This window comes from Pseudomonas sp. NBRC 111119 (assembly GCF_001320125.1).
In the GTDB taxonomy this organism is placed as follows: domain Bacteria; phylum Pseudomonadota; class Gammaproteobacteria; order Pseudomonadales; family Pseudomonadaceae; genus Aquipseudomonas; species Aquipseudomonas parafulva.
In genome coordinates this window covers 112,395-133,128 of sequence record NZ_BCAV01000005.1, presented here as the reverse complement: position 1 = coordinate 133,128, position 20,734 = coordinate 112,395, and the positions used below count along the sequence as shown (strand labels likewise).

The following is a 20,734-nucleotide window of genomic DNA, read 5'->3' as shown; positions in this document are numbered from 1 at the left end:
GAGAAAAGCGATAAGGGGCATCGCCTCTGTGAGCGATTGCGAACGGAAATGCTAACAGCCCGAAAACAAACGAATTTATACCTAAATGGAATGTGCATAGTCGTTTTTGGAATAACGGGTTGTCGTACACAGTGATGCGCAAGGCGCTCGTGGCGGGTTTGGGGTCGTTATCCGGGGTTTGCCAATTGCAGCAGTTGCACTAGCGTTGCTGGGTCACTTCAGGAGATTCGTACATGACGTTCGCGCCGAAGACCCTCGCCTTTTTCCTCGCCTCGCTGGTGAGTATCGAAACCATGGCCACCGAGCTCACCCATTGGCCCCCTGAGGCGGCGAAGCAACTCGACAGCATGATTGCCGCCAATGCCAACAAAGGTAACTACGCGGTGTTCGACATGGACAACACCAGCTACCGCTACGACCTTGAGGAGGCGCTGCTGCCGTTCATGGAGAACAAGGGCCTGCTGACCCGTGAAAAGCTCGACCCCTCTTTGAAACTGATGCCGTTCAAGGATACCGCTGAGCACAAGGAGAGCCTGTACAGCTATTACAATCGGCTGTGCGAGGTCGACGATATGGTCTGCTACCCCTGGGTCGCCCAGGTGTTTTCAGGGTTCACCCTGCAGCAGTTGAAACAGCAGGTGGATGAGCTGATGGCCAGCACAGCGCCCATCCCCGCCACCTACTACGAGGGCGACCAGGTCAAGACCCTGGACGTGCAGCCGCCCAAGGTATTCCAGGGCCAGGCCGAGCTGTACAACAAGCTGATGGAAAACGGCATCGACGTGTACGTGATATCCGCAGCGTCCGAGGAACTGGTGCGCATGGTCGCGTCAGACCCCAAGTACGGCTACAACGTCAAACCCCAGAACGTGATCGGCGTCAGCCTGCTGCTCAAGGACCCCGCCAGCGGCGCGCTCACCACCGCGCGCAAGCAGATCAGCGCCGGGCACTATGACCCCAAGGCCAACGAGCGTCTCGAACTCACCCCTTACCTGTGGACGCCGGCTACCTGGATGGCCGGCAAGCAGGCCGCCATCCTGACGTACATCGATGAGTGGAGGAAACCCGTGCTGGTCGGCGGCGACACGCCCACAAGCGACGGCTACATGCAGTTCCACGGGGTGGATGTTGGCAAGGGGGGTATCCACCTGTGGATAAACCGCAAGGCCAAGTACATGGACCAGCTGAACGGGATGATCGCCAAGCAGGCGGCGGCCCAGGCCAAGGAAGGGTTGCCGGTGACTGCCGACAAGAACTGGGTGATTGTGACGCCGGAGCAGATTCAGTAGGTCGGGCCGCAAAAAGGGGCCGCAAAGCGGCCCCTGTAACCAACCCGAGCAACTGCAGCTTCAAAGCCCGTCCAGCATCGCCTTGTTCCGCACTGCACCCTTGTCGGCACTGGTCGCCAACAGGGCGTAGGCCTTGAGGGCGGTGGTTACCTTGCGGGGGCGCACTTCGGCGGGTTTCCAGCCTTTCTTGTCCTGCTCGATGCGGCGGTGTGCCAGTTCTTCATCGCTGACCTGCAGGTTGATCGAACGGTTGGGGATGTCGATCAGCACCTTGTCGCCGTCGCGCACCAGGCCGATGGCACCGCCTGCTGCGGCCTCCGGTGAGGCATGGCCGATGGACAGGCCCGAGGTGCCGCCCGAGAAGCGGCCGTCGGTGAGCAGTGCGCAGGCTTTGCCCAGGCCCTTGGACTTCAGGTAGGAGGTGGGGTACAGCATTTCCTGCATGCCCGGGCCACCTTTGGGGCCTTCGTAGCGGATGATGACGATGTCGCCGGCCTTTACCTCGTCGGCAAGAATGCCACGCACGGCGCTGTCCTGGCTCTCGAAGATCTTCGCATTGCCCTCAAACACCAGGATCGACTCATCGACGCCGGCAGTTTTCACCACGCAACCGTCCTGGGCGATGTTGCCGTACAGCACGGCCAGCCCACCCTCTTGCGAGTAGGCGTGCTCGGCGCTGCGGATACACCCCTCGGCGCGGTCCAGGTCCAGGGTTGGCCAGCGGGTGGACTGGCTGAACGCGGTTTGGGTCGGGATGCCGGCAGGGCCTGCCTTGAAGAACGTGTGCACTGCCTCATCGTCGGTCTGGGTGATGTCCCATTTGGCGATGGCTTCTTCCATGCTGCGGCTGTGAACGGTCGGCAGGTCGGTGTGCAGCAAGCCGCCACGTGCCAGCGAACCAAGAATGCTGAAGATGCCGCCCGCGCGGTGCACATCTTCCATGTGGTACTTCTGGATGTTCGGCGCCACCTTGCACAGCTGCGGCACCTTGCGCGACAGGCGGTCGATGTCTCGCAGGTCGAAGGCCACTTCGGCCTCCTGGGCGGCTGCCAGCAAGTGCAGAATGGTGTTGGTGGAGCCACCCATGGCGATGTCGAGCATCATGGCGTTTTCGAACGCCTTGAAGTTGGCGATGTTGCGCGGCAGCACCGACTCGTCGTTCTCGCCGTAATAGCGTTTGCACAGATCGACGATGGTACGGCCAGCCGTAAGGAACAGCTGCTCGCGGTCGGAGTGGGTGGCCAGGGTCGAGCCATTGCCCGGCAGTGCCAGCCCCAGAGCCTCGGTCAGGCAGTTCATGGAGTTGGCCGTGAACATGCCGGAGCAGGAGCCGCACGTTGGGCAGGCGCTGCGCTCGTACTCGGCGACCTTCTCGTCGGACGCCGTGCTATCGGCGGCGATGACCATGGCGTCCACCAGGTCCAGGCCATGGTTGGCCAGTTTGGTCTTGCCGGCCTCCATCGGGCCGCCGGACACGAAGATCACCGGGATGTTCAGGCGCAGGGCAGCCATGAGCATGCCTGGGGTGATCTTGTCGCAGTTGGAGATGCACACGATGGCGTCAGCACAGTGGGCATTGACCATGTACTCCACGGCGTCGGCGATGATTTCGCGGCTTGGCAGCGAATACAGCATGCCGTCATGGCCCATGGCGATGCCGTCGTCGACCGCGATGGTGTTGAATTCCTTGGCCACGCCACCGGCGCACTCGATTTCGCGGGCAACCAGCTGGCCCAGGTCCTTCAGGTGTACGTGACCTGGGACGAACTGGGTGAACGAGTTGGCGATGGCGATGATCGGCTTCTTGAAGTCGTCGTCTTTCATGCCGGTGGCGCGCCACAGGGCACGGGCGCCGGCCATGTTGCGGCCGTGGGTGGAAGTCTTGGAACGATAATCAGGCATGAAGCACTCCTGGCGGCTTAATCAGGTCACAAAAAGGGGAGTGAGCTTCTCTTGTCCTTTGTACCGCAGGCCGGTTGCCACAGGCACGGATGGGGCCGAAGACCGCGCGGGATCGCCGCGTGCTTGACCAGAGCTCATAAACCCGCCGGGGATGACTGGCGATGAATAGGCCGATTCTACACCGCTGAGGCGGGGAGGGAACGACGATGTGCCTGGACGGCGGTTTTGGGCTTGTTACCGGTGCCTGTAGGAAACGTCTGAAATGCCCTGCAAAGGGCTGACCTTGCTGCCACCTATCACTATCATCCGGCCGCCGCATGTGCGGTTACACGAGATACATCCTCAATGGACCTTCCCAGTTACCGGTTCCCAACGAACTGCAATCTGGCACTGAGCGCGCCGTCGCCAGGGCTGCCGAAGGCTTGAGCCCGTGTGGTTGAGGTCTGCAGGCGCCTGCATCGGCGCCTGGAGAACTTCATGCAACAGCAAATCGAAAAAAACACCCCAGGTTCGGACGTGAACGCGGCGCTCGAGGCGCAACGCCGCGAAGCTACCGAAGACTTCCACAAGGGTGCTTCCATCACCAACCACATAGGCAACCTGCGGCATGCCACGCTTGGCCTGCTGTACCGCAAGCGTGTGCTGTGGCTGGTGTTGCTGGTGTTCGGCAACCTGTTTTCGGGGGCCGGCATCGCAGCCTTTGAAGAAACCATCGCCGCCAACATCGCGTTGGTATTCTTCCTGCCATTGCTGGTAGACAGCGGCGGCAATGCCGGCTCCCAGTCGGCAACGTTGATGGTGCGCGGGCTGGCCACCGGCGAAGTCATGCTGCGCGACTGGGCACGCATGCTGGGCCGGGAGTTCGGGGTAGCGTTGCTGTTGGGCTGCACCATGGCTGTTGCCGTGGCGGCGCTGGGGCTGCTGCGCGGTGGGCCGGAGATTGCACTGATCGTTGCCAGCAGCATGGTGGTGATCGTGATGGTGGGCAGCCTGATCGGCATGAGCTTGCCGTTTCTGCTCAGCCGCTTGCGGCTGGACCCTGCAACGGCCAGTGGCCCGTTGATCACATCGATTGCCGATGCGGCGGGTGTGCTGGTGTATTTTGGCATCGCCACGCAGGTACTGGCGCTTTAACCTGCAAGGGCATGGATGAGGGGCCGCCGAGCGGCCCCTTGTCGCGCAGGTCAGCTGTTGGGCAGCAACCGGCAGGTGATGCTCTTGATGTAGCGGGTTTCGGCGATGGCCGGGTGCACCGGGTGGTCCGGGCCCTGGCCGCCGCGTTCCAGCAACTGCATATTGCGGTCCAGGTGGCGGGCGCTGGTCAGCAGGATGTTGTGCAGGTCGTCTTCCGGCAGGTGCATCGAGCAGGAGGCGCTCACCAGAATGCCGTCCTTGCTCAGCATGCGCATGGCCTGCTCGTTCAGGCGCCGGTAGGCCGCTTCACCGTTTTTCAGGTCTTTCTTGCGTTTGATGAAGGCGGGCGGGTCGGCGATGATCACGTCAAAACGTTCTTCGGCCGCTTTCAGCTCGCGCAGGGCCTCGAACACGTCACCCTCGATGCAGGTCAGCTTTTCGCTGATACCGTTCAAGGCCGCGTTACGTTCAACGCCGTCCAGGGCGAAGCCAGACGCATCCACGCAGAACACTTCGCTGGCACCAAAGGCACCTGCCTGTACACCCCAGCCGCCGATGTAGCTGAACAGGTCCAGTACGCGCTTGCCCTTCACGTAGGGCGCCAGGCGCGCACGGTTCATGCGGTGATCGTAGAACCAGCCGGTTTTCTGGCCGTCGCGTACCGGGGCTTCGAAGCGAACGCCGTTTTCTTCCAGTGGCACCCAGTCGGGTACCTCCCCATACACCGTGTCCACGTAACGCTGCAGGCCTTCTGCATCCCGTGCGGCCGAGTCATTCTTGAACAGAATGCCGCTAGGCTTGAGTACCTGCACCAGTGCGGCGACCACCTCGTCCTTATGGGCTTCCATGGTCGCGGAGGCCAGTTGCACCACCAGGATATCGAAGAAGCGGTCCACCACCAGGCCCGGCAGCAGGTCGGAATCGCCGTACACCAGGCGGTAGCAGGGCTGTTCGAACAAGCGCTCGCGCAGGGACAGGGCTACGTTCAGGCGGTGTACCAGCAGCGATTTGTCCAGCGGCAGCTTGGCGTCACGGGACAGCAAACGGGCGCAGATCAGGTTATTGGGGCTGACGGCAACGATCCCCAGGGGCTTGCCGTTGGCAGCTTCCAGTACCGCCTGCTGGCCGGCCTGAAAGCCCTGGAGCGGGCTGGCGGCCACGTCGACCTCGTTGCTGTAGACCCACAGGTGGCCTGCGCGCAGGCGGCGGTCGGCGTTGGCTTTGAGGCGAAGGCTGGGCAGGGACATGACGTCGCTCCGGGAAAAAGAGCGGGAGTATAACGCCTGTCCGGCCTTCGCGCTGCCTGCCAGCTGTCAGGCCGACAGGGCCTTTACCAATTGCGCGTTGAAGGCGGGGATGTCATCTGGCTGACGGCTGCTGATCAGGTTGCCATCCACTACCACCTCTTCATCCACCCATTCGGCGCCGGCGTTGCGCAGGTCGTCCTGCAAGGTCTTGAAGCTGGTCATGCGCTTGCCCTTGGTCAGCCCGCTGGAAATCAGCAGCCAGCCGCCGTGGCAGATCACGGCCAGCGGCTTGCCGGCCGCATCGTGGCTTTTCACCAGTTGCTGCGCCCCGGCAATCAGCCGGATGGTGTCGGAGTTCTGCACGCCGCCTGGCAGTACCAGCGCATCGTAGACCGTCTGGCCGGCTGCATCGAAGGTGGCGTCGACCTGGAATTCATCCGCCGGTTTGTCGTGGTTCCAGCCACGCACCTTGCCCTCTTTCTCGCTGAGAATGTGCACCTGTGCGCCGGCCTTGGTCAGGGCCTCGCGAGGGCCGGTCAGCTCGACCTGCTCAAAACCGTCGGTAACCAGAATGGCCACGCGCTTGCCGTTCAGTGCTGTACTCATGGTCTTACTCCCTTACTCGATGTATATGAGAAACAGGCCAGTGGCGCTAAAGGAAAGTTCCAACGCACCGATTCAATGGTTAGTTTCCTGGCCGCCCGCCGCGTTAGAATTGGCGGTCCCATACGAGTGTGCACGCATGTCCCAAGAACTCAGCGCCGAACAGATCCAGCAAGCCTTGCAAGGCATTACCATTCCGCCGCAGCCGCAGATCATGGTCGATCTGCAGTTCGAGCAATACATGCCCGACCCGGACCTGGAAACCATCGCCAAGCTGATATCCCAGGACCCAGGGCTCTCCGGTGCCTTGCTCAAGCTCGTCAACTCGCCGCACTTCGGCCTGAGCAACAAGATCGGCTCGATCCAGCGCGCGGTGAACCTGCTGGGCAGCCGTTCGATCATCAACCTGATCAACGCCCAGTCGATCAAGGGCGAGATGAGCGACGAAACCATCGTCACCCTCAACCGCTTCTGGGACACCGCCCAGGACGTGGCGATGACCTGCCTGACCCTGGCCAAGCGCACGGGCATCCAGCCGGCGGACGAGGCCTACACCCTGGGGCTGTTCCATGACTGCGGCGTGCCGCTGATGCTCAAGCGCTTCCCCCACTACATGCAGGTGCTGGAAGACGCCTATGCCAAGGCCGACGAACACACCCGCGTGGTCGATACCGAAAACCGCACGCTCAATACCAACCATTCGGTGGTGGGGTATTTCACGGCCAAGTCCTGGCGCCTGCCCGAACACCTGACCGCGGCCATTGCCAACCACCACAATGCCCTCTCGGTGTTCCGCGACGACAGCTCAAGCAATAACCAGGGCCAGATGAAGAACCTGCTGGCGGTGCTGAAAATGGCGGAGCACATCTGCGCGTCGTTCCGGGTACTGGGCAACCAGGCGGTGGATCACGAATGGAACGCGGTCGGGCCGTTGGTGCTCGATTACATAGGCTTGTCGGAATACGACTTCGACAACCTCAAGCAGAATATCCAAGAGCTGGGTGGGCGCTGACACATGCCGGAACTTCCTGAAGTAGAAACCACCCGGCGCGGGATCGCGCCGCACCTGGAGGGCCAGCGGGTCAGCCGTGTGGTGGTGCGTGACCGGCGCCTGCGCTGGCCTGTGCCGGAAGACCTGGACGTACGCTTGTCCGGGCAACGTATCGTCACTGTCGAGCGGCGGGCGAAGTACCTGTTGATCAATGCCGAGGTCGGCACCCTCATCAGCCACCTTGGCATGTCAGGCAACTTGCGGTTGGTCGAGCTGGGTCTGCCGCCCGGCAAGCACGAGCACGTGGATATCGAACTGGAATCGGGCCTGATGCTGCGCTACACCGACCCCCGCCGCTTTGGCGCGATGCTCTGGAGCCAGGACCCGCTCAATCATGAGCTGTTGCTGCGCCTGGGGCCTGAACCGCTGACCGACCTGTTCGATGGTGAGCGCTTGTTCCAGCTGTCACGCGGGCGGTCGATGGCCGTCAAACCGTTCATCATGGACAACGCCGTGGTGGTGGGGGTGGGCAACATCTACGCCACCGAGGCGCTGTTTGCCGCCGGCATCGACCCACGCCGGCCGGCCGGTGGCATCTCGCGGGCGCGTTATCTGAAACTGGCGATCGAGATCAAGCGGGTGCTGGCCGCCGCCATCGAACAGGGCGGGACGACCTTGCGTGATTTCATCGGCGGCGATGGCCAGCCCGGGTATTTTCAGCAGACCCTGTTCGCTTACGGGCGCGGCGGCCAGCCGTGCAAGGTGTGCGGTACCGAACTGCGGGATGTGAAGCTGGGCCAGCGGGCCAGCGTGTTCTGCCCACGCTGCCAGCGCTGAGCACCCGCTGCTGCCCGCCCGGGCTCAGGCCTTGCCGGTAATCCTGAGGTACTTGGCCATCAGCTGTTCTTCGCTTTCCGGGTGGGCTTCATCCAGCGGGATGCAGTCTACCGGGCATACCTGCTGGCATTGAGGCTCATCGTAGTGCCCTACGCACTGGGTGCACAGGTTGGGGTCGATCACGTAGATCTCTTCGCCTTGGGAGATGGCCTCGTTCGGGCACTCGGGTTCGCAGACGTCGCAATTGATGCAATCGTCGGTGATGATCAAAGACATGGGGGCTCCGGCCGGGGCTCCTGGCCCGGGCATGTTCAACGCAAGGGCACAATTGTGCCGCATTCGCGCCCGCAGTGCACGCGGGCGCGACAAACTGGCAAGCGTGGCTACTGCTTGAAGCGCTCGGTCAGCGCGTCTGCCACCGCCGGGTGGACGAACTTGCTGATATCGCCGCCCAGCGCTGCGATTTCCCGCACCAGGGTCGAGGAAATGAACGAGTAGCGCTCAGAAGGTGTGAGGAACAGGCTTTCTACATCCGGCGCCAGTTGCCGGTTCATGTTCGCCAGCTGGAACTCGTACTCGAAATCGGACACCGCGCGCAGGCCACGAAGAAAGACGTTGGCGCCCTGTTCCTTGGCAAAGTGCGCCAGGAGCGAAGAAAAGCCGATGACTTCGACATTGGGCAGGTGCTTGGTGACCTCACGCGCCAGCGCTACCCGTTGCTCCAGTGGGAACAGCGGGTTTTTCTTGGGGCTGGCTGCCACCGCGATGATCACGGTGTCGAACAGCCGCGAGGCGCGCTCCACCAGATCGCCATGGCCTTTGGTAATGGGGTCGAAAGTACCCGGGTACAACACTCGGTTCATCGCGTCATCCTGGCTGGAGTGCGTTGGGGAGTCGGATGGTAGCGCAGCGACTGCGCCCGGCCAAGTCATGTGGCCGGCTGGGGCCACTATACTTCTCCCCATGCTGCGGCGCGAGGTTTGTGCGCCATCGCCAGGTATTTCATGTACCGTTCAACCAGGCCCTGCAGACCTGGCAAGGCTTGGCGTCATCTACCAGGAGATTGTCATGCCACTTGCGCAACTGATCACCCCACAGCAATTGGCCGAGCGGCTGGACTCGCCCGGGCTGGTGATCCTCGACTGCCGCTTTGCCCTTGAAGATGTGGACTATGGCCAGCGTAGTTACGCCCAAGGGCATATCGCCGGGGCCCATTTCGCCGACCTGGAGCGTGACCTCAGCGGCCCGATCAGCAAAGGGGTGACCGGCAGGCACCCGTTGCCCGACCCGGCCAGGCTGGCCGAGCGGCTGCGCGACTGGGGTATCGACGACGATAGCCAGGTGGTGCTTTACGACGATGGCCCCGGGGCTTTCGCTGCCCGGGCCTGGTGGCTGCTGGCCTGGCTGGGCAAACGTAGTGGCGTGGCGATTCTGGACGGGGGGCTGAAGGCCTGGCACGCCGCCCATTTGCCATTAAGCCTCGACCCACCGCTCAAGCGTGAGGGAGCGTTTGTAGGCCAACCCGACGGCAAGCTGCTGATTGATGCCGAGCACCTGGCCAGGCGCCTGGGTGCGAGCGACCTGACCCTGCTCGATGCCCGCGCGCAGCCACGCTTTCGCGGTGAGGTAGAGCCGATAGACCCGGTGGCAGGGCACATCCCTGGCGCCCAATGTGCGGCCTTTACCGACAACCTGGGGCCTGATGGGCGTTTCCTGCCGCCGGAGCAGCTGCGGCAGCGGTTTGACCAGCAGTTGGCCGGGCGTGCGCCGGAGCAGGTTGTGGCGTACTGCGGCTCAGGTGTAACGGCGTGCCATAACCTGTTTGCCCTGGCGCTTGCCGGTTACCCGTTAGGCAAGCTGTATGCCGGCTCGTGGAGTGAGTGGATCAACGACCCGGCACGGGGTGTAGCGACTGGCAGCTGATCGCGGCTCATTGGCCCTGCATCAGCCACTGCGGTATCCGGCGTTCGAGGTAGTACCCCGGGCGCCGCAGGCTGCCCTCCACAAACCCCACATGGCCACCTCGACCGTGCAGTTCGAACCGGGTGTTCGAAGCCAGGTCCCCAGGGCCCGGCAGGCTCCGGGTCGAAACGAACGGGTCATCGTTGGCGTGGATAATCAACGTGGGCGTACAGTTCTGCTTGAGGAAGAAGTGGCTGGATGACCGACGGTAGTAGTCGTGCACGTCGCTGAAGCCGTTGAGTGGCGCGGTGACCTTGGCGTCGAACTCCCAGAACGTGCGCAGGTTGCCCAGTGGCCCCAGTTGTTCCAGGGTTGCCAACCGGTCGTGATGGGCATTGTCATGGAAGTGACGTTGCTTGACCTGCACATAGGCCAGCATCTCGCGCATGAAGTGGGCCTGGTACACCTTGGAAAACCCCTGGGCGATGCGGTCGGCGGCGTGGTCAAGACGAAACGGCACCGAAACCGCCACCGCGGCCTGCAACTGGCTGGCCGCGCCGCATTCGCCCAGGTACTTGAGCAGCACGTTGCCACCCAGCGAGTAACCTACCGCATACAGGGGCGCCAGTGGGCGCCGCGCCCTTACGTGGCTGACGACTTCAGCCAGGTCTTCGCTGGCACCGGAGTGATAGCTGCGTGGCAGCAGGTTGGGTTCACCCGAACAACCACGCCAGTTCACCGCTGCGCTGGCCCAACCACAGGCGTGCAAGGCTTGCTGCAAGCCTTTTACGTAATGTGACTGGGACGAGCCGGTGAGGCCGTGCAGCACCAGTACCAAGGGGGCGTCTGGCTGGTGTGGGCCGTACCAGTCCAGGTCGATGAAGTCGCCATCGGCCAGCCACATACGCTCCCGCTCGCGCTGCAAGTCAGGCATCTTGCGCCACAGCGGCCCCCACAACGTCTGCAGGTGCGGATTGGAAAGGCCGGTGGCGGGGCGAAAGGTGGCGTCAGGGTTGGGCATGCTGGGCGGCTCATGAGGTGCCCGCCTAGCATGCCACGAACCGCGCCGCCCTGCCTGGGCTAGCGCTCGTCTGGCGTAGGCTGCGAGAGCGGCAGTTGCTCGACGGCAGGCCCGCTGGTAACGAACACTTCTGGCGCCTGGCCCAGCCATACCTGAGCGGCTTCCAGCAGGTGGGCAGGTGTCAGCGCCGCCAGGGTGTCCACGTAGGTAGTCAGGTGGTCGGCCGGCAAGCCTTGGTGGCTGTAGGTTGCAAGTGCACTGGCCAATTTGCCGTGGTCGGCCAGGTCATGGTGCAGCCGGGCGGCGATCTGGTTTACCGCCATGTCACACTCGGCCTGGCTGGGCCCATGCTCGCGCAGGCAGTTCAGCATGGCCGATACCAGGGCACCCGATGCGTCGCGGTGCTGGGGCACTACATCCCAATGAATCTGGAACAGGGTGGTTGCATCGAGCGGCCTGAGAAACGCCGACACGGCGTAGGTAAGGCTGCGCAGGTGGCGCAGTTCCTGGGTAAGGCGAGCCTCGTAACTGCCCCCCAGAATAGCGGTGAGCAGCACCAGCGCAGGGTAGGGCGGGTCTTTGGGGGCAACCCTGGCCGCGATGGTCAGCATCGCCTGGGTAGCGCTGCCAGCAAAATCCAGGTGTTGCACCAGGGGTAGAGGGTCGGCCGGGGCGGGCGGGGTTTGCGCCGCCCACTGCTGCGGTAGCGCCTGCGCCAGCACATTTACCAACTGCTCGGCCTCAGTGCGGCTCACATCACCGACCAGGCCGATGTCCAGGTTGTTGGCAGAGTACGCCTTCTGGTGGAAGGCGCGAACCTGCTCGGCACCCAGGTCATCAGCCGGTCGTGCAGCCGGCTGCGCAGCGTAGGGGTGGCCGTGGAACACATGGCTCATGGTGGCATTGGCCATTCGCAGAATGGGGTGTCGGCTTTGCCGGGCCTGATTGAACGCTATGCGTTCGCGGATCTTCGCCACCTCAGCCTCGCGCAGTGCTGGCCGGGCCACCATTTGCGTCAGCAAGCCGATGGCTTGGGCCCGTAACGTGGGCATGCTCAGGCATCGCAGGGCAATGGAGGTGCTGTCCTCGCTGATTTTCCTGCTCAGGGATGCACCCAGCCCTGCCAGCCGTTGGGCGAACTGTGCCGCGTCCAGGTCTTCGGTGCCTTGGTCGAGGCTGTACAGGGCAAGTGCTGCAAGGCCTGGGGTGTCACCGTCCAGCATGCTGCCGGCCCTGAAGCGCAGCACCAGGTCGATCATGGGGCGCCCCCGCGCTGCAATGAAGCTGACTCGCGTCCCCTCGGCCGTTTGCCATTGCTCGGCGGTCGCCTGCACGGAGGGCGCCCTGCCGAGCTCGATCGCCTGCATGGACTCCAGGTTCGCCATCGCGGCCAATGCCGGGTCTGTGGTGGGGCCTTGGCAAAGCAGGGGGTGATGAGGTGGCAACTGTTCGTGCGTCATGCTTGCGCTCCTGGCCGAAGGAAGGTGATGGTCAGGCGTTCACGCCCCAGGTAGGTATTGGCCACTTGTTGCAGGGTGGTTGCGTCGATGGCCACCAGCCGAGCTGCTTCGCTGTCGACCAGGCTGGCGGGTTGACCGGCCGCAGCTACCGAGCCAATGCCCTCGGCCTGCGAGGCGGGGTCTTCAAGGGTGAATAGCCGCCTTGCCAGCAGGCCCAGCTTCAGGTGCTGCAGTTCACTGCTGGGCAGCGTCAGGCTGCGTAGCTGGTCAATTTGCTGGTACACCGCCTCGGCGGCCTGCTCGGGGGTGGCGTGGGTGGTATTCACGTAGGCGGCAACGGTGAGCAGCGTGTCCCCGCGTACCAGGGGGTCGTAATTCACTCTTACACCTGTCAGTACACGCTGGTCCCGCACCAGCTCGCTGTAGAGCCAAGAGCTGGCGCCTTGGCCAAGCAGCTCTCCGATCAGTTCGAGGGCCGCCGTGGTGGTTTCGTCGGGTGCGGTGGCGCAGCCAGGAACGTTGAACGACATGAACAGGCCATGGGCGAGCCCCGGCAAGCTGACGGTGTGCGTGCGCGCCTGTAGCGCGTCGTCGTGCCTGGGTGCCGGGCAGTCTGTGACAGGCCCACTGATCAAGGGTGAAAAGTACTTGTCCACAGGCCCGCGCAGGGTCGCCAGGTCGATATCGCCGACCACCACCAGGGTGGCGTTGCTCGGGCGGTACCAGGTGCGGTACCAGGTACGCAGTTGCTGCAGGTCGAGGCTGCCCAGGTCGGCCGCAGTGCCGAAGCTTGGGGCTGCATAGGGGCTGTGACCGTGTGCCAGCGCCTGGTGGTGGTCGAGTGCTTGCTGGGCTGGCTGTGTATCGAGCTTGAGGCGGCGTTCGTCGACGATCGCCTTGGCAGCCCGGGCCAGGTCAGGGGCGTCGAAGGTGGCGCTGTGCATGGCATCGGCCATGATCTCCAGTGCCACTGGCAAGCGTGAGACGGGTAGCGAGATCTCGTAAGCGGTCGCATCCAGGCGGGTGCTGGCATTGGCCCGGCCGCCCAGCCGTGCGACGACGCGGGAATAATCCCCGGCCGCGAGCTTGCTGCTGCCTTCGAAGATCAGGTGTTCGAGCAGGTGTGACAGGTTGGTGTGGCCTGCCGGTTCGTGGCTGGTGCCCACGTGGTACCACAGTTGCACAGCGGCAAGCGAGGTTCCGTGCTGCTGGCGAAGGTAAACGGACAAGCCGTTTTCCAGGGTGAAATGCTGAACGGGGGAAGGGGTGGCCGCTGCAAGAGACGCAAGTGCCTCGGGCACCCCTTCGAGAGGGGCCGGCGCAGGTGAGGGTAGTGGCATGGCTGAAGTGCTCGGGTGGTTGGAAAGCCCAACAGCTTCAGCCAATGGCGCGCCTTGCCTGCGCTAGATAACTAGCCCCGCTGCCACAGTGCGTAATGCACCTGGCCGGTTTTTTTCTCACGGTGCAGGCGCCAGCTGGCAGGCAGTTGCAGGCTGGACGGCGCCGCTTCGCTCTCGGTGTACACCCATGCCTGCTCGCGCAACCACTGGTTCTGCTCCAGCAGGTTGCAGGTTTCAGCCAGCAGTTGCTGGTGGAACGGCGGGTCGAGGAACACCACATCGAACTGCTGTTTGGCCGGTGCCTGCAGGTAGCGCAGGGCGTCGGTCTGCAGGATCTGCCCCCTTGGGCAACGCAGAATCTCCAGGTTGTTTTTCAGGTTGGCGATGGCGGCCGGGTTGCTGTCCAGCGCCACGGCATCCTCGGCCCCGCGTGACAAGGCCTCGAGCACCAGGGCGCCGCTGCCGGTGAAGGCATCCAGTACCCGTGCCCCTTCGATGTAGGGCGCCAGCCAGTTGAACAGGGTTTCACGTACCCGGTCGGGGGTAGGGCGCAGGCCTTCGCCGTCAGGCACCGCCAGGCGCCGGCTGCGCCACTGGCCGGCGATGATGCGCAGGTGGCCCGAGCCTTTGCTTTGGTCCGGCTGCGGGCGGGCGGGAGGGGTGGATCTTGGCATTAGTGCTCCGGTACCCCGAGGGCTGGCTCGGCGGGTTTGTCGGTGGGGGCAGGCAACGGCTTTTGCGGCACGTTCGGGCCGACGGTGACGATCACCAGCTTGTCAGCGGCCAGGTGCCGGTTCATGGCGGCCTTGACCTGCTCGACGGTCAGCGCCTGGGACTGCTGCATGAAGTCCTCCAGCCAGGTCAGTGGCAGGTTGTAGAAGCCAATGGCGCCCAACTGCCCGACGATGCTTTCGTTGCTGGCATTGGACAGCGGGAAGCTGCCGGCCAGTTCACGTTTGGCGTCGTCCAGCTCCTGCTGGGTCGGGCCCGTGCTGAGGTAATCGGCAAGAATACCCTGAACCAGCTTCAGCGTCCCTTCGCTAAGCTCGGCTCGGGTTTGCAGGTTGATCATGAAGGGCCCGCGCACCTGCATCGGGCTGAACGCCGAATACACGCCGTAAGTCAGGCCACGTTTTTCCCGCACTTCGCTCATCAGCCGCGTACCGAACGCGCCACCGCCCAGGATCTGGTTGCCCAGCGAAAGCGCCGGCCAGTCCTTGTCCTGGCGGTCGATGCCCAGCTCGGCCAGCATCAGGTGGGTTTGCTTGGAGGGGAAGTCGATGTGGGTAAGCCCGGCCTTTGCGTCGGCTGGCTGGGCCGGGGCGGGCAATGCAGGGCCTTTCGGCAGGCCGGCGGACACCTGGGCGGCGATGGCTTCGGCTTCGCTGCGGCTCAGGTCGCCGACCAGGGCGATGACCGCGTTGCCTGGGGTATAGGCCTTGGCATGGAAGGCACGCAACTGTGCAAGGCCAAGGCTGTTGATGCTCTCAGGGCTGCCGTCGCTCGGGTGCGCGTAGGGGTGGGTACCGTAGAGTTTTTCGAACACCGCCTTGCCTGCAATTTTGCCCGGGTTCTGCTTGTCGTACTCGAAGCCCGCCAGCATCTGATTCTTGATGCGTTTGAGGGCCTCTTCAGGGAAGGTGGGCTTGCCCGCGACCTCAGTGAACAGCTTCAGTGCAGGTTCGCGCTTGTCCTTGGCACTCAGGCTGCGCAGCGAGGCCACGGCCATGTCGCGGTAGGAACCATTGCCGAAGTCCGCGCCCAGGCCCTCGAAGCCCTGGGCGATGGCGGTCACGTCCTTGCCGGCCACGCCTTCATTGAGCATGGCGTTGGTCAGAGCTGCCACCCCGGGGGTGGCGCCATCCTGGCTGCTGCCGGCGGCAAAGGTTACGCGCAGGTCGAACATGGGCAGTTCGCGGGCTTCGACGAACAGCACGCGTGCGCCCTCGGCCGTATTCCAGTGCTGAATGTTCAGCTGACGACGGCTGGGGGCCTTGCCGTCGAGCTCAGCCAGCGATTGCAGCGTATTGGCCGGGCGGGCCGCCGCGGTATCGGGCTTGGCCGCCTGGTCGGCCAGGGCCGGTGCGGCCAGCACGGTCGCCAGTGCCAGGGCACGGATGCCCGTGGCCAGCAGGGTGGGGCGTGGTGCGCGGCGGTCACTCATGGGCGGACTCCTCGGGCAGTACATGGGCAACGCTCAGGCGTTCGCGGGTGAAATAGGTGCGCGCGGCGTTCTGGATGTCCTGCGGGGTGACGCGCTTGAGCTCGTCCAGTTCGCTGTCGATCAGCTTCCAGGACAGGCCGACGGTTTCCAGCTGGCCAATGGTGGTGGCCTGGCTGCTGATGGAGTCGCGGTCGTAGACCAGGCCGGCAATGACCTGGGCGCGTACCCGCTCCAGTTCCTCGGCGGTCGGCGGGGTGGTCTTGAGTTCATCCAGCAATTGCCAGATGCCTTTCTCGACGTCGGCCAGGGTCTTGTGCTTCTGCACGTTGGGGGTGGCCGAGATCAGGAACAGGCTGTCGCCGCGGGTGAAGGCGTTGTAGCTGGACGATGCGCCAGCCACCAGCTCCTGGCCGCGCTCCAGGCGGGCAGGCATGCGCGCACTGTAGCCACCGTCAAGCAGCGCCGAGATCAGGCGCAGGGCATGCACCGTGCGCGGGTCCTGCGCGGTGGGCAGGCCCGGCACGTTGAAACCGTAGATCAGGCTGGGCAACTGGGTGCGCACATGCAGGGTCAGCTGGCGCTGGCCAGGTTCGGCCAGTTCCAGTGGCAGCTTGGCGGCGGGTACGGTGCGCTTGGGGATGGCGCCAAAGTACTTCTGCGCCAGGCCTTTCACCTCATCGGCGGTGACATCGCCCACCACCACCAGCGTAGCGTTGTTGGGGGCGTACCAGGACTCGTACCAGTGGCGCAGCTCTTCGACCTTCATGCGGTCAAGGTCGGCCATCCAGCCGATGGTGGGGGTGTGATAGCCGCTGGCAGGGTAGGCCATGGCGCGGAACAGCTCGAATGCCTTGGCATTGGGCTGGTCGTCGGTGCGCAGGCGGCGTTCTTCCTTGATGACCTCGATTTCACGGCTGAACTCGTCGGCCGGCAGGCGCAGGCTGGCCAGGCGGTCGGCTTCGAGTTCCAGGGCCACCGGCAGACGGTCGCGGGCCAGCACCTGGTAGTAAGCGGTGTAGTCGTCACTGGTGAAGGCGTTTTCTTCGGCACCCAGGTCGCGCAGGATGCGCGAGGCTTCGCCCGGGCCGATTTTGGCACTGCCCTTGAACATCATGTGCTCAAGCGCGTGGGACAGGCCTGTCTGGCCGGGGGTTTCGTAGCTGGAGCCAACCTTGTACCAGATTTGCGAAACCACCACCGGGGCACGGTGGTCCTCACGCACGACCACTTTGAGGCCGTTGTCGAGGATGAATTCGTGGGTGGGTTGCACATCGGCGGCGAAGGCCGCGAGCGGCAGGCACAGTGTGCCGAGCAACAGGCCTGCGGCGCGGCGGGCTAGAGCATTCATACGGTGTTTAACCTGTTCGGCGGCCCGCTGGGTTTAGCGTCGGCAGGCCAGGAGGTGCTAGGATACTGATCCGGTTGCCTGGCGACCATGCCTGTCGCCGTTCTGGCTTGCAGGACATCAAGACAAAACGTTGCGCATGAACCAGCCGGCTTCAAGATAGTCTGTTCTGCGTAGAAAGAATTCCCGATGCGCCATAGCTGGCCCATCGCTACCCTGAGATAGCCGTCTCCATGTTTGGTTCCAACGACGACAAGAAAGCGCCGGCCGAGGCCAGCGAGAAGAAAGGCCTGTTCAGCTGGTTTCGCAAGAAGCCGCAGCAACCTGTCGCCGAACAGCCGCAAACCCCAGAACCGCCGTCCGCCGAGCCGCATGCTGGCGAACCGGTAGCGCCTGCCCCGGTTGCCGAGCAGCCGCAGGAAGCGCCGGCCGAGCCTGTTGCCCCGGCGCCGCAGCCTGTCACCCCCGCACCGGTCGTTTCACCGCCTGCGCCAGCGCCCGTGGCTCCCCCCAGCGTGCCGGAGCCTGAGCAGGTTGCACCCGTTGTGCCTGCGCCGGTTGCCCAGCCAGTTGTCGAAGCGCCTGGCACGCAGCCCGTCGAGCAGGCCGCGCCTATCAGCAACCTGGTGTTGCCCGTGGCCGAAGAGCCTGTGGCGCTGGTGCCGGACCTCGAACCCAAGGCCCCGCCTGCCATCCCCGAGCGCCAGGCCCCCGAGCCTGCCGCCCCCGTTGCCGTCGAAGTGGCTGAAACCCAGGTAGATGCGCCTGCCGAAGTGGCAGTGGCCGCCCAGGTGGAAGCCGCGAAGCCTGGCTTCTTCGCCCGCCTCAAGCAGGGCCTGTCCAAGACCAGCGCCAGCATTGGCGAAGGCATGGCCAGCCTGTTCCTGGGCAAGAAGGTGATCGATGACGACCTGCTGGATGAAATCGAAACCCGCCTGCTAACGGCCGACGTGGGTGTGGAGGCCACCTCCACGATCGTGCAGAACCTGACCCAGAAGGTCGCCCGCAAGCAGCTGGCTGACGCCGATGCGCTGTACAAGTCGCTGCAGGAAGAGCTGGCTGCGCTGCTCAGGCCGGTTGAGCAGCCGCTGGTGGTGCAGGCGCAGAACAAGCCCTACGTGATCCTTGTGGTAGGCGTGAACGGCGCCGGCAAGACCACCACCATCGGCAAGCTGGCCAAGAAGCTGCAACTGGAAGGCAAAAAGGTGATGCTGGCGGCCGGTGACACCTTCCGCGCCGCAGCCGTGGAGCAGTTGCAGGTGTGGGGTGAGCGCAACAAGATCCCGGTCATCGCCCAGCACACCGGCGCCGATTCAGCTTCGGTGATTTTCGATGCCGTGCAGGCTGCCAAGGCCCGTGGCGTCGACGTGCTGATCGCCGATACCGCCGGCCGCCTGCACACCAAAGACAACCTGATGGAAGAGCTGAAGAAAGTGCGCCGGGTCATCGGCAAGCTTGACCCCGAAGCACCTCACGAGGTGCTGCTGGTGCTCGATGCCGGTACCGGCCAGAACGCCATCAGCCAGGCCAAGTACTTCAACCAGAGCGTCGAATTGACCGGCCTGGCCCTGACCAAGCTGGACGGCACGGCCAAGGGCGGCGTGATCTTCGCCCTGGCCAAGCAGTTCAAGCTGCCCATCCGCTTCATCGGTGTCGGTGAAGGTATCGATGACCTGCGCACCTTCGAAGCCGAGCCGTTCGTCAAGGCTCTGTTCGCCGAGCGAGACTGACCATGATCCGATTCGAACAGGTTGCCAAGCGCTATCCCAATGGTCATGTGGGGCTGCATGAGCTGAGTTTCCGGGCGCGCCGGGGCGAATTCCTGTTCGTCACCGGCCATTCGGGCGCCGGCAAGAGTACCTTGCTGCGCCTGCTGCTGGCCATGGAGCGCCCCACCAGCGGCAAGCTGATGCTGGCCGGCCAGGACCTGGGCCAGATCAGCAACTCGCAGATCCCGTTCCTGCGCCGCCAGATCGGCGTGGTGTTCCAGAACCACCAGTTGCTGTTCGACCGCACGGTCTTCAACAACATCGCCCTGCCGCTGCAGATTCTTGGCTTGTCCAAGCCCGAGATCGCCAAGCGTGTGGATTCCGCGCTGGAGCGTGTTTCGCTGTCCGACAAGGGCGAGCTGTACCCGGCGGACTTGTCCACGGGCCAGCAGCAGCGGGTGGGCATCGCCCGCGCCATCGTTCACCAGCCAGCCCTGCTGCTGGCCGACGAACCCACCGGTAACCTCGACCCGCGCCTGGCGGCAGAAATCATGGGCGTGTTCGAAGACATCAACCGGCTGGGCACCACCGTTTTGATCGCCAGCCACGACCTGGCACTGATTGCGCGAATGCGCCACCGCATGCTGACCCTGCAGCGCGGCCGCTTGATCGGCGATGGGGAGGCCGGGCAATGAGCACTACACGTACGCCGAAGGTGTCCGAGCGGGTGGCGCCTAAACCGGCCGACCCGCAAGCGCCTAAAAAACGCACCGCCGACGATGACGGGCCAGACCTGCGCACGCTGATGCATGCCTGGCTTGAAAGCCACCGTGCCAGCCTGGCGGACAGCTTGCGCCGCCTGGGCAAGCAGCCGATTGGCAGCTTTTTCACCTGCATGGTGATGGCGGTAGCCCTGAGCATGCCCATGGGCCTGTCGTTGCTGCTCAAGAACGTGGAGCAATTGGGCGGCTCCTGGCAGCGCGCGGCGCAGATTTCCCTGTACCTCAAGCTTGATGCCAACAGCCGTGATGGCGAGGCGTTGCGCGATGAGATCAAGGGCATGCCCGGCGTAGCCGAAGCCCAATACGTCAGCCGCGAGCAGGCACTGCAGGAATTCCAGCAGCAGTCCGGGCTGGGTGAAGCCCTGCGCGAATTGCCCGATAACCCACTGCCCGGTGTGGTGGTGGTCACCCCTACCGAGGTCGACAAGCCAGCCCTCGAAGCGCTGCGCCAGCGCCTGTCGGAGCTGCCGCGCGTTGACGTGGCCCAGCTTGACCTGGTGTGGGTGGAGCGCCTGGCGGCCATCCTCAAGCTGGGCGACCGGTTCGTGTTCGGGCTGGCGGTGATGCTGATTTCTGCATTGTTGTTAGTAATCGGTAACACAATTCGTCTACATATCGAAAACCGCCGTATCGAGATCGAAGTCATCAAGCTGGTCGGCGGTACCGATGCCTACGTGCGCCGGCCCTTCCTGTACATGGGCGCCCTATACGGGCTGGGCGCGGGCCTGCTGGCGTGGGCCATCCTGGCGTTTGGCTTGAGCTGGCTGAACGAGGCCGTGGTTGGCTTGTCCGGCCTGTACGGCAGTGACTTCGCCCTGGGCGGGGTACCGCCGTCCGATGGTCTGTCGCTCTTGATCGGAGCGGTGCTGTTGGGGTATATCGGTGCATGGATCGCAGTGGCCCGCCACCTGAACGAGCTGGCACCGCGATAGTTTTCTGTGCCTCATTGACGTGCTGTTCACGCAGGAACTTGTACCGTGGTTCCAGGTCAATGTAGGCAGCGCCCAA

Annotated in this window: 19 protein-coding genes; 8 read left to right on the top strand and 11 right to left on the bottom strand. The window is 63.9% G+C overall.

Features of this window, described 5'->3' with window-relative positions:
- The first annotated feature begins 233 nt into the window (after positions 1-233).
- Entirely contained in the window at positions 234-1,289 is a 1,056-nt protein-coding gene (locus APH25_RS01465) for a phosphorylcholine phosphatase (RefSeq protein WP_060480830.1), read from the top strand.
- 60 nt (positions 1,290-1,349) lie between these two features.
- Here the strand turns inward: APH25_RS01465 and ilvD are convergent, their stop codons facing one another.
- Positions 1,350-3,191, bottom strand: a complete 1,842-nt coding sequence (ilvD, locus tag APH25_RS01460; protein ID WP_060480829.1) for a dihydroxy-acid dehydratase — start codon at positions 3,189-3,191, stop codon at positions 1,350-1,352.
- 477 nt (positions 3,192-3,668) lie between these two features.
- On the opposite strand from ilvD, the gene APH25_RS01455 reads away from it, so the two are divergent.
- On the top strand, positions 3,669-4,325 hold the full coding sequence (locus tag APH25_RS01455) for a magnesium transporter (protein ID WP_080667808.1): 657 nt from the start codon (positions 3,669-3,671) through the stop codon (positions 4,323-4,325).
- 50 nt (positions 4,326-4,375) lie between these two features.
- Here APH25_RS01455 and APH25_RS01450 read toward each other — a convergent pair whose 3' ends face one another.
- The gene (locus APH25_RS01450; RefSeq protein WP_028632073.1) at positions 4,376-5,572 is read right to left on the bottom strand and encodes a class I SAM-dependent rRNA methyltransferase; all 1,197 of its coding nucleotides are present in this window, start codon (positions 5,570-5,572) and stop codon (positions 4,376-4,378) included.
- A gap of 66 nt (positions 5,573-5,638) precedes the next feature.
- Positions 5,639-6,178, bottom strand: a complete 540-nt coding sequence (locus APH25_RS01445; protein WP_060480828.1) for a type 1 glutamine amidotransferase domain-containing protein — start codon at positions 6,176-6,178, stop codon at positions 5,639-5,641.
- Between the two features lie 190 nt (positions 6,179-6,368).
- Here APH25_RS01445 and APH25_RS01440 point away from each other — a divergent pair, with 190 nt between their 5' ends.
- Positions 6,369-7,187, top strand: a complete 819-nt coding sequence (locus tag APH25_RS01440) for an HDOD domain-containing protein (RefSeq protein ID WP_174435892.1) — start codon at positions 6,369-6,371, stop codon at positions 7,185-7,187.
- 3 nt (positions 7,188-7,190) lie between these two features.
- A complete protein-coding gene (gene mutM, locus APH25_RS01435; RefSeq protein ID WP_028632070.1) occupies positions 7,191-8,003 on the top strand; it encodes a bifunctional DNA-formamidopyrimidine glycosylase/DNA-(apurinic or apyrimidinic site) lyase in 813 nt (270 codons plus the stop codon).
- Between the two features lie 24 nt (positions 8,004-8,027).
- Here the strand turns inward: mutM and APH25_RS01430 are convergent, their stop codons facing one another.
- Together APH25_RS01430 and coaD are read right to left on the bottom strand one after the other, a co-directional pair.
- Entirely contained in the window at positions 8,028-8,279 is a 252-nt protein-coding gene (locus tag APH25_RS01430; protein WP_028632069.1) for a YfhL family 4Fe-4S dicluster ferredoxin, read from the bottom strand.
- Between the two features lie 107 nt (positions 8,280-8,386).
- Positions 8,387-8,866: a pantetheine-phosphate adenylyltransferase gene (gene coaD / locus APH25_RS01425; RefSeq protein WP_028632068.1), complete on the bottom strand. Its 480-nt coding sequence runs from the start codon at positions 8,864-8,866 to the stop codon at positions 8,387-8,389.
- Positions 8,867-9,071: 205 nt separating this feature from the next.
- Here coaD and APH25_RS01420 point away from each other — a divergent pair, with 205 nt between their 5' ends.
- Positions 9,072-9,926, top strand: a complete 855-nt coding sequence (locus APH25_RS01420) for a sulfurtransferase (RefSeq protein ID WP_060480827.1) — start codon at positions 9,072-9,074, stop codon at positions 9,924-9,926.
- 7 nt (positions 9,927-9,933) lie between these two features.
- Here APH25_RS01420 and APH25_RS01415 read toward each other — a convergent pair whose 3' ends face one another.
- From APH25_RS01415 to APH25_RS01390, 6 genes are all read right to left on the bottom strand, one after another.
- Positions 9,934-10,926, bottom strand: coding sequence for a hydrolase (locus APH25_RS01415; protein WP_060480826.1), 993 nt, complete (start codon positions 10,924-10,926; stop codon positions 9,934-9,936).
- 59 nt (positions 10,927-10,985) lie between these two features.
- A complete protein-coding gene (locus APH25_RS01410; RefSeq protein WP_060480825.1) occupies positions 10,986-12,386 on the bottom strand; it encodes a pitrilysin family protein in 1,401 nt (466 codons plus the stop codon).
- Positions 12,383-13,615 carry a pitrilysin family protein gene (locus APH25_RS01405; RefSeq protein ID WP_177331148.1) on the bottom strand — a complete coding sequence of 411 codons (1,233 nt, stop codon included), beginning with the start codon at positions 13,613-13,615 and terminating at the stop codon, positions 12,383-12,385. Before APH25_RS01405 ends, APH25_RS01410 begins: the two co-directional genes overlap by 4 nt.
- Before the next feature lie 182 nt (positions 13,616-13,797).
- Positions 13,798-14,400, bottom strand: coding sequence for a 16S rRNA (guanine(966)-N(2))-methyltransferase RsmD (rsmD, locus tag APH25_RS01400; protein ID WP_060480823.1), 603 nt, complete (start codon positions 14,398-14,400; stop codon positions 13,798-13,800).
- Positions 14,400-15,890, bottom strand: coding sequence for a pitrilysin family protein (locus APH25_RS01395; protein ID WP_060480822.1), 1,491 nt, complete (start codon positions 15,888-15,890; stop codon positions 14,400-14,402). The genes rsmD and APH25_RS01395 overlap by 1 nt, the downstream gene beginning before the upstream one ends.
- A complete protein-coding gene (locus APH25_RS01390) occupies positions 15,883-17,238 on the bottom strand; it encodes a pitrilysin family protein (RefSeq protein WP_028632061.1) in 1,356 nt (451 codons plus the stop codon). The genes APH25_RS01395 and APH25_RS01390 overlap by 8 nt, the downstream gene beginning before the upstream one ends.
- Before the next feature lie 230 nt (positions 17,239-17,468).
- Between APH25_RS01390 and ftsY the strand changes: the two genes are divergently transcribed.
- From ftsY to ftsX, 3 genes are read left to right on the top strand one after another with little or no spacing between them, the layout of a single operon-like run.
- Positions 17,469-18,965, top strand: a complete 1,497-nt coding sequence (gene ftsY, locus APH25_RS01385) for a signal recognition particle-docking protein FtsY (protein ID WP_060480821.1) — start codon at positions 17,469-17,471, stop codon at positions 18,963-18,965.
- Between the two features lie 2 nt (positions 18,966-18,967).
- Complete coding sequence (gene ftsE / locus APH25_RS01380) at positions 18,968-19,639, top strand: cell division ATP-binding protein FtsE (protein ID WP_028632059.1); 672 nt, start codon at positions 18,968-18,970, stop codon at positions 19,637-19,639.
- A complete protein-coding gene (ftsX, locus tag APH25_RS01375) occupies positions 19,636-20,658 on the top strand; it encodes a permease-like cell division protein FtsX (protein WP_028632058.1) in 1,023 nt (340 codons plus the stop codon). Before ftsE ends, ftsX begins: the two co-directional genes overlap by 4 nt.
- The last annotated feature ends 76 nt before the right edge of the window (positions 20,659-20,734 follow it).

What these genes read in the sequence shown, in the direction of transcription:
- APH25_RS01465 (WP_060480830.1), top strand. Translation starts at nt 234, where the DNA reads ATGACGTTCGCGCCGAAGACCCTCGCCTTTTTCCTCGCCTCGCTGGTG.
- ilvD (WP_060480829.1), bottom strand. Translation starts at nt 3,191, where the DNA reads ATGCCTGATTATCGTTCCAAGACTTCCACCCACGGCCGCAACATGGCC.
- APH25_RS01455 (WP_080667808.1), top strand. Translation starts at nt 3,669, where the DNA reads ATGCAACAGCAAATCGAAAAAAACACCCCAGGTTCGGACGTGAACGCG.
- APH25_RS01450 (WP_028632073.1), bottom strand. Translation starts at nt 5,572, where the DNA reads ATGTCCCTGCCCAGCCTTCGCCTCAAAGCCAACGCCGACCGCCGCCTG.
- APH25_RS01445 (WP_060480828.1), bottom strand. Translation starts at nt 6,178, where the DNA reads ATGAGTACAGCACTGAACGGCAAGCGCGTGGCCATTCTGGTTACCGAC.
- mutM (WP_028632070.1), top strand. Translation starts at nt 7,191, where the DNA reads ATGCCGGAACTTCCTGAAGTAGAAACCACCCGGCGCGGGATCGCGCCG.
- APH25_RS01430 (WP_028632069.1), bottom strand. Translation starts at nt 8,279, where the DNA reads ATGTCTTTGATCATCACCGACGATTGCATCAATTGCGACGTCTGCGAA.
- coaD (WP_028632068.1), bottom strand. Translation starts at nt 8,866, where the DNA reads ATGAACCGAGTGTTGTACCCGGGTACTTTCGACCCCATTACCAAAGGC.
- APH25_RS01420 (WP_060480827.1), top strand. Translation starts at nt 9,072, where the DNA reads ATGCCACTTGCGCAACTGATCACCCCACAGCAATTGGCCGAGCGGCTG.
- APH25_RS01415 (WP_060480826.1), bottom strand. Translation starts at nt 10,926, where the DNA reads ATGCCCAACCCTGACGCCACCTTTCGCCCCGCCACCGGCCTTTCCAAT.
- APH25_RS01410 (WP_060480825.1), bottom strand. Translation starts at nt 12,386, where the DNA reads ATGACGCACGAACAGTTGCCACCTCATCACCCCCTGCTTTGCCAAGGC.
- rsmD (WP_060480823.1), bottom strand. Translation starts at nt 14,400, where the DNA reads ATGCCAAGATCCACCCCTCCCGCCCGCCCGCAGCCGGACCAAAGCAAA.
- APH25_RS01395 (WP_060480822.1), bottom strand. Translation starts at nt 15,890, where the DNA reads ATGAGTGACCGCCGCGCACCACGCCCCACCCTGCTGGCCACGGGCATC.
- APH25_RS01390 (WP_028632061.1), bottom strand. Translation starts at nt 17,238, where the DNA reads ATGAATGCTCTAGCCCGCCGCGCCGCAGGCCTGTTGCTCGGCACACTG.
- ftsY (WP_060480821.1), top strand. Translation starts at nt 17,469, where the DNA reads ATGTTTGGTTCCAACGACGACAAGAAAGCGCCGGCCGAGGCCAGCGAG.
- ftsE (WP_028632059.1), top strand. Translation starts at nt 18,968, where the DNA reads ATGATCCGATTCGAACAGGTTGCCAAGCGCTATCCCAATGGTCATGTG.
- ftsX (WP_028632058.1), top strand. Translation starts at nt 19,636, where the DNA reads ATGAGCACTACACGTACGCCGAAGGTGTCCGAGCGGGTGGCGCCTAAA.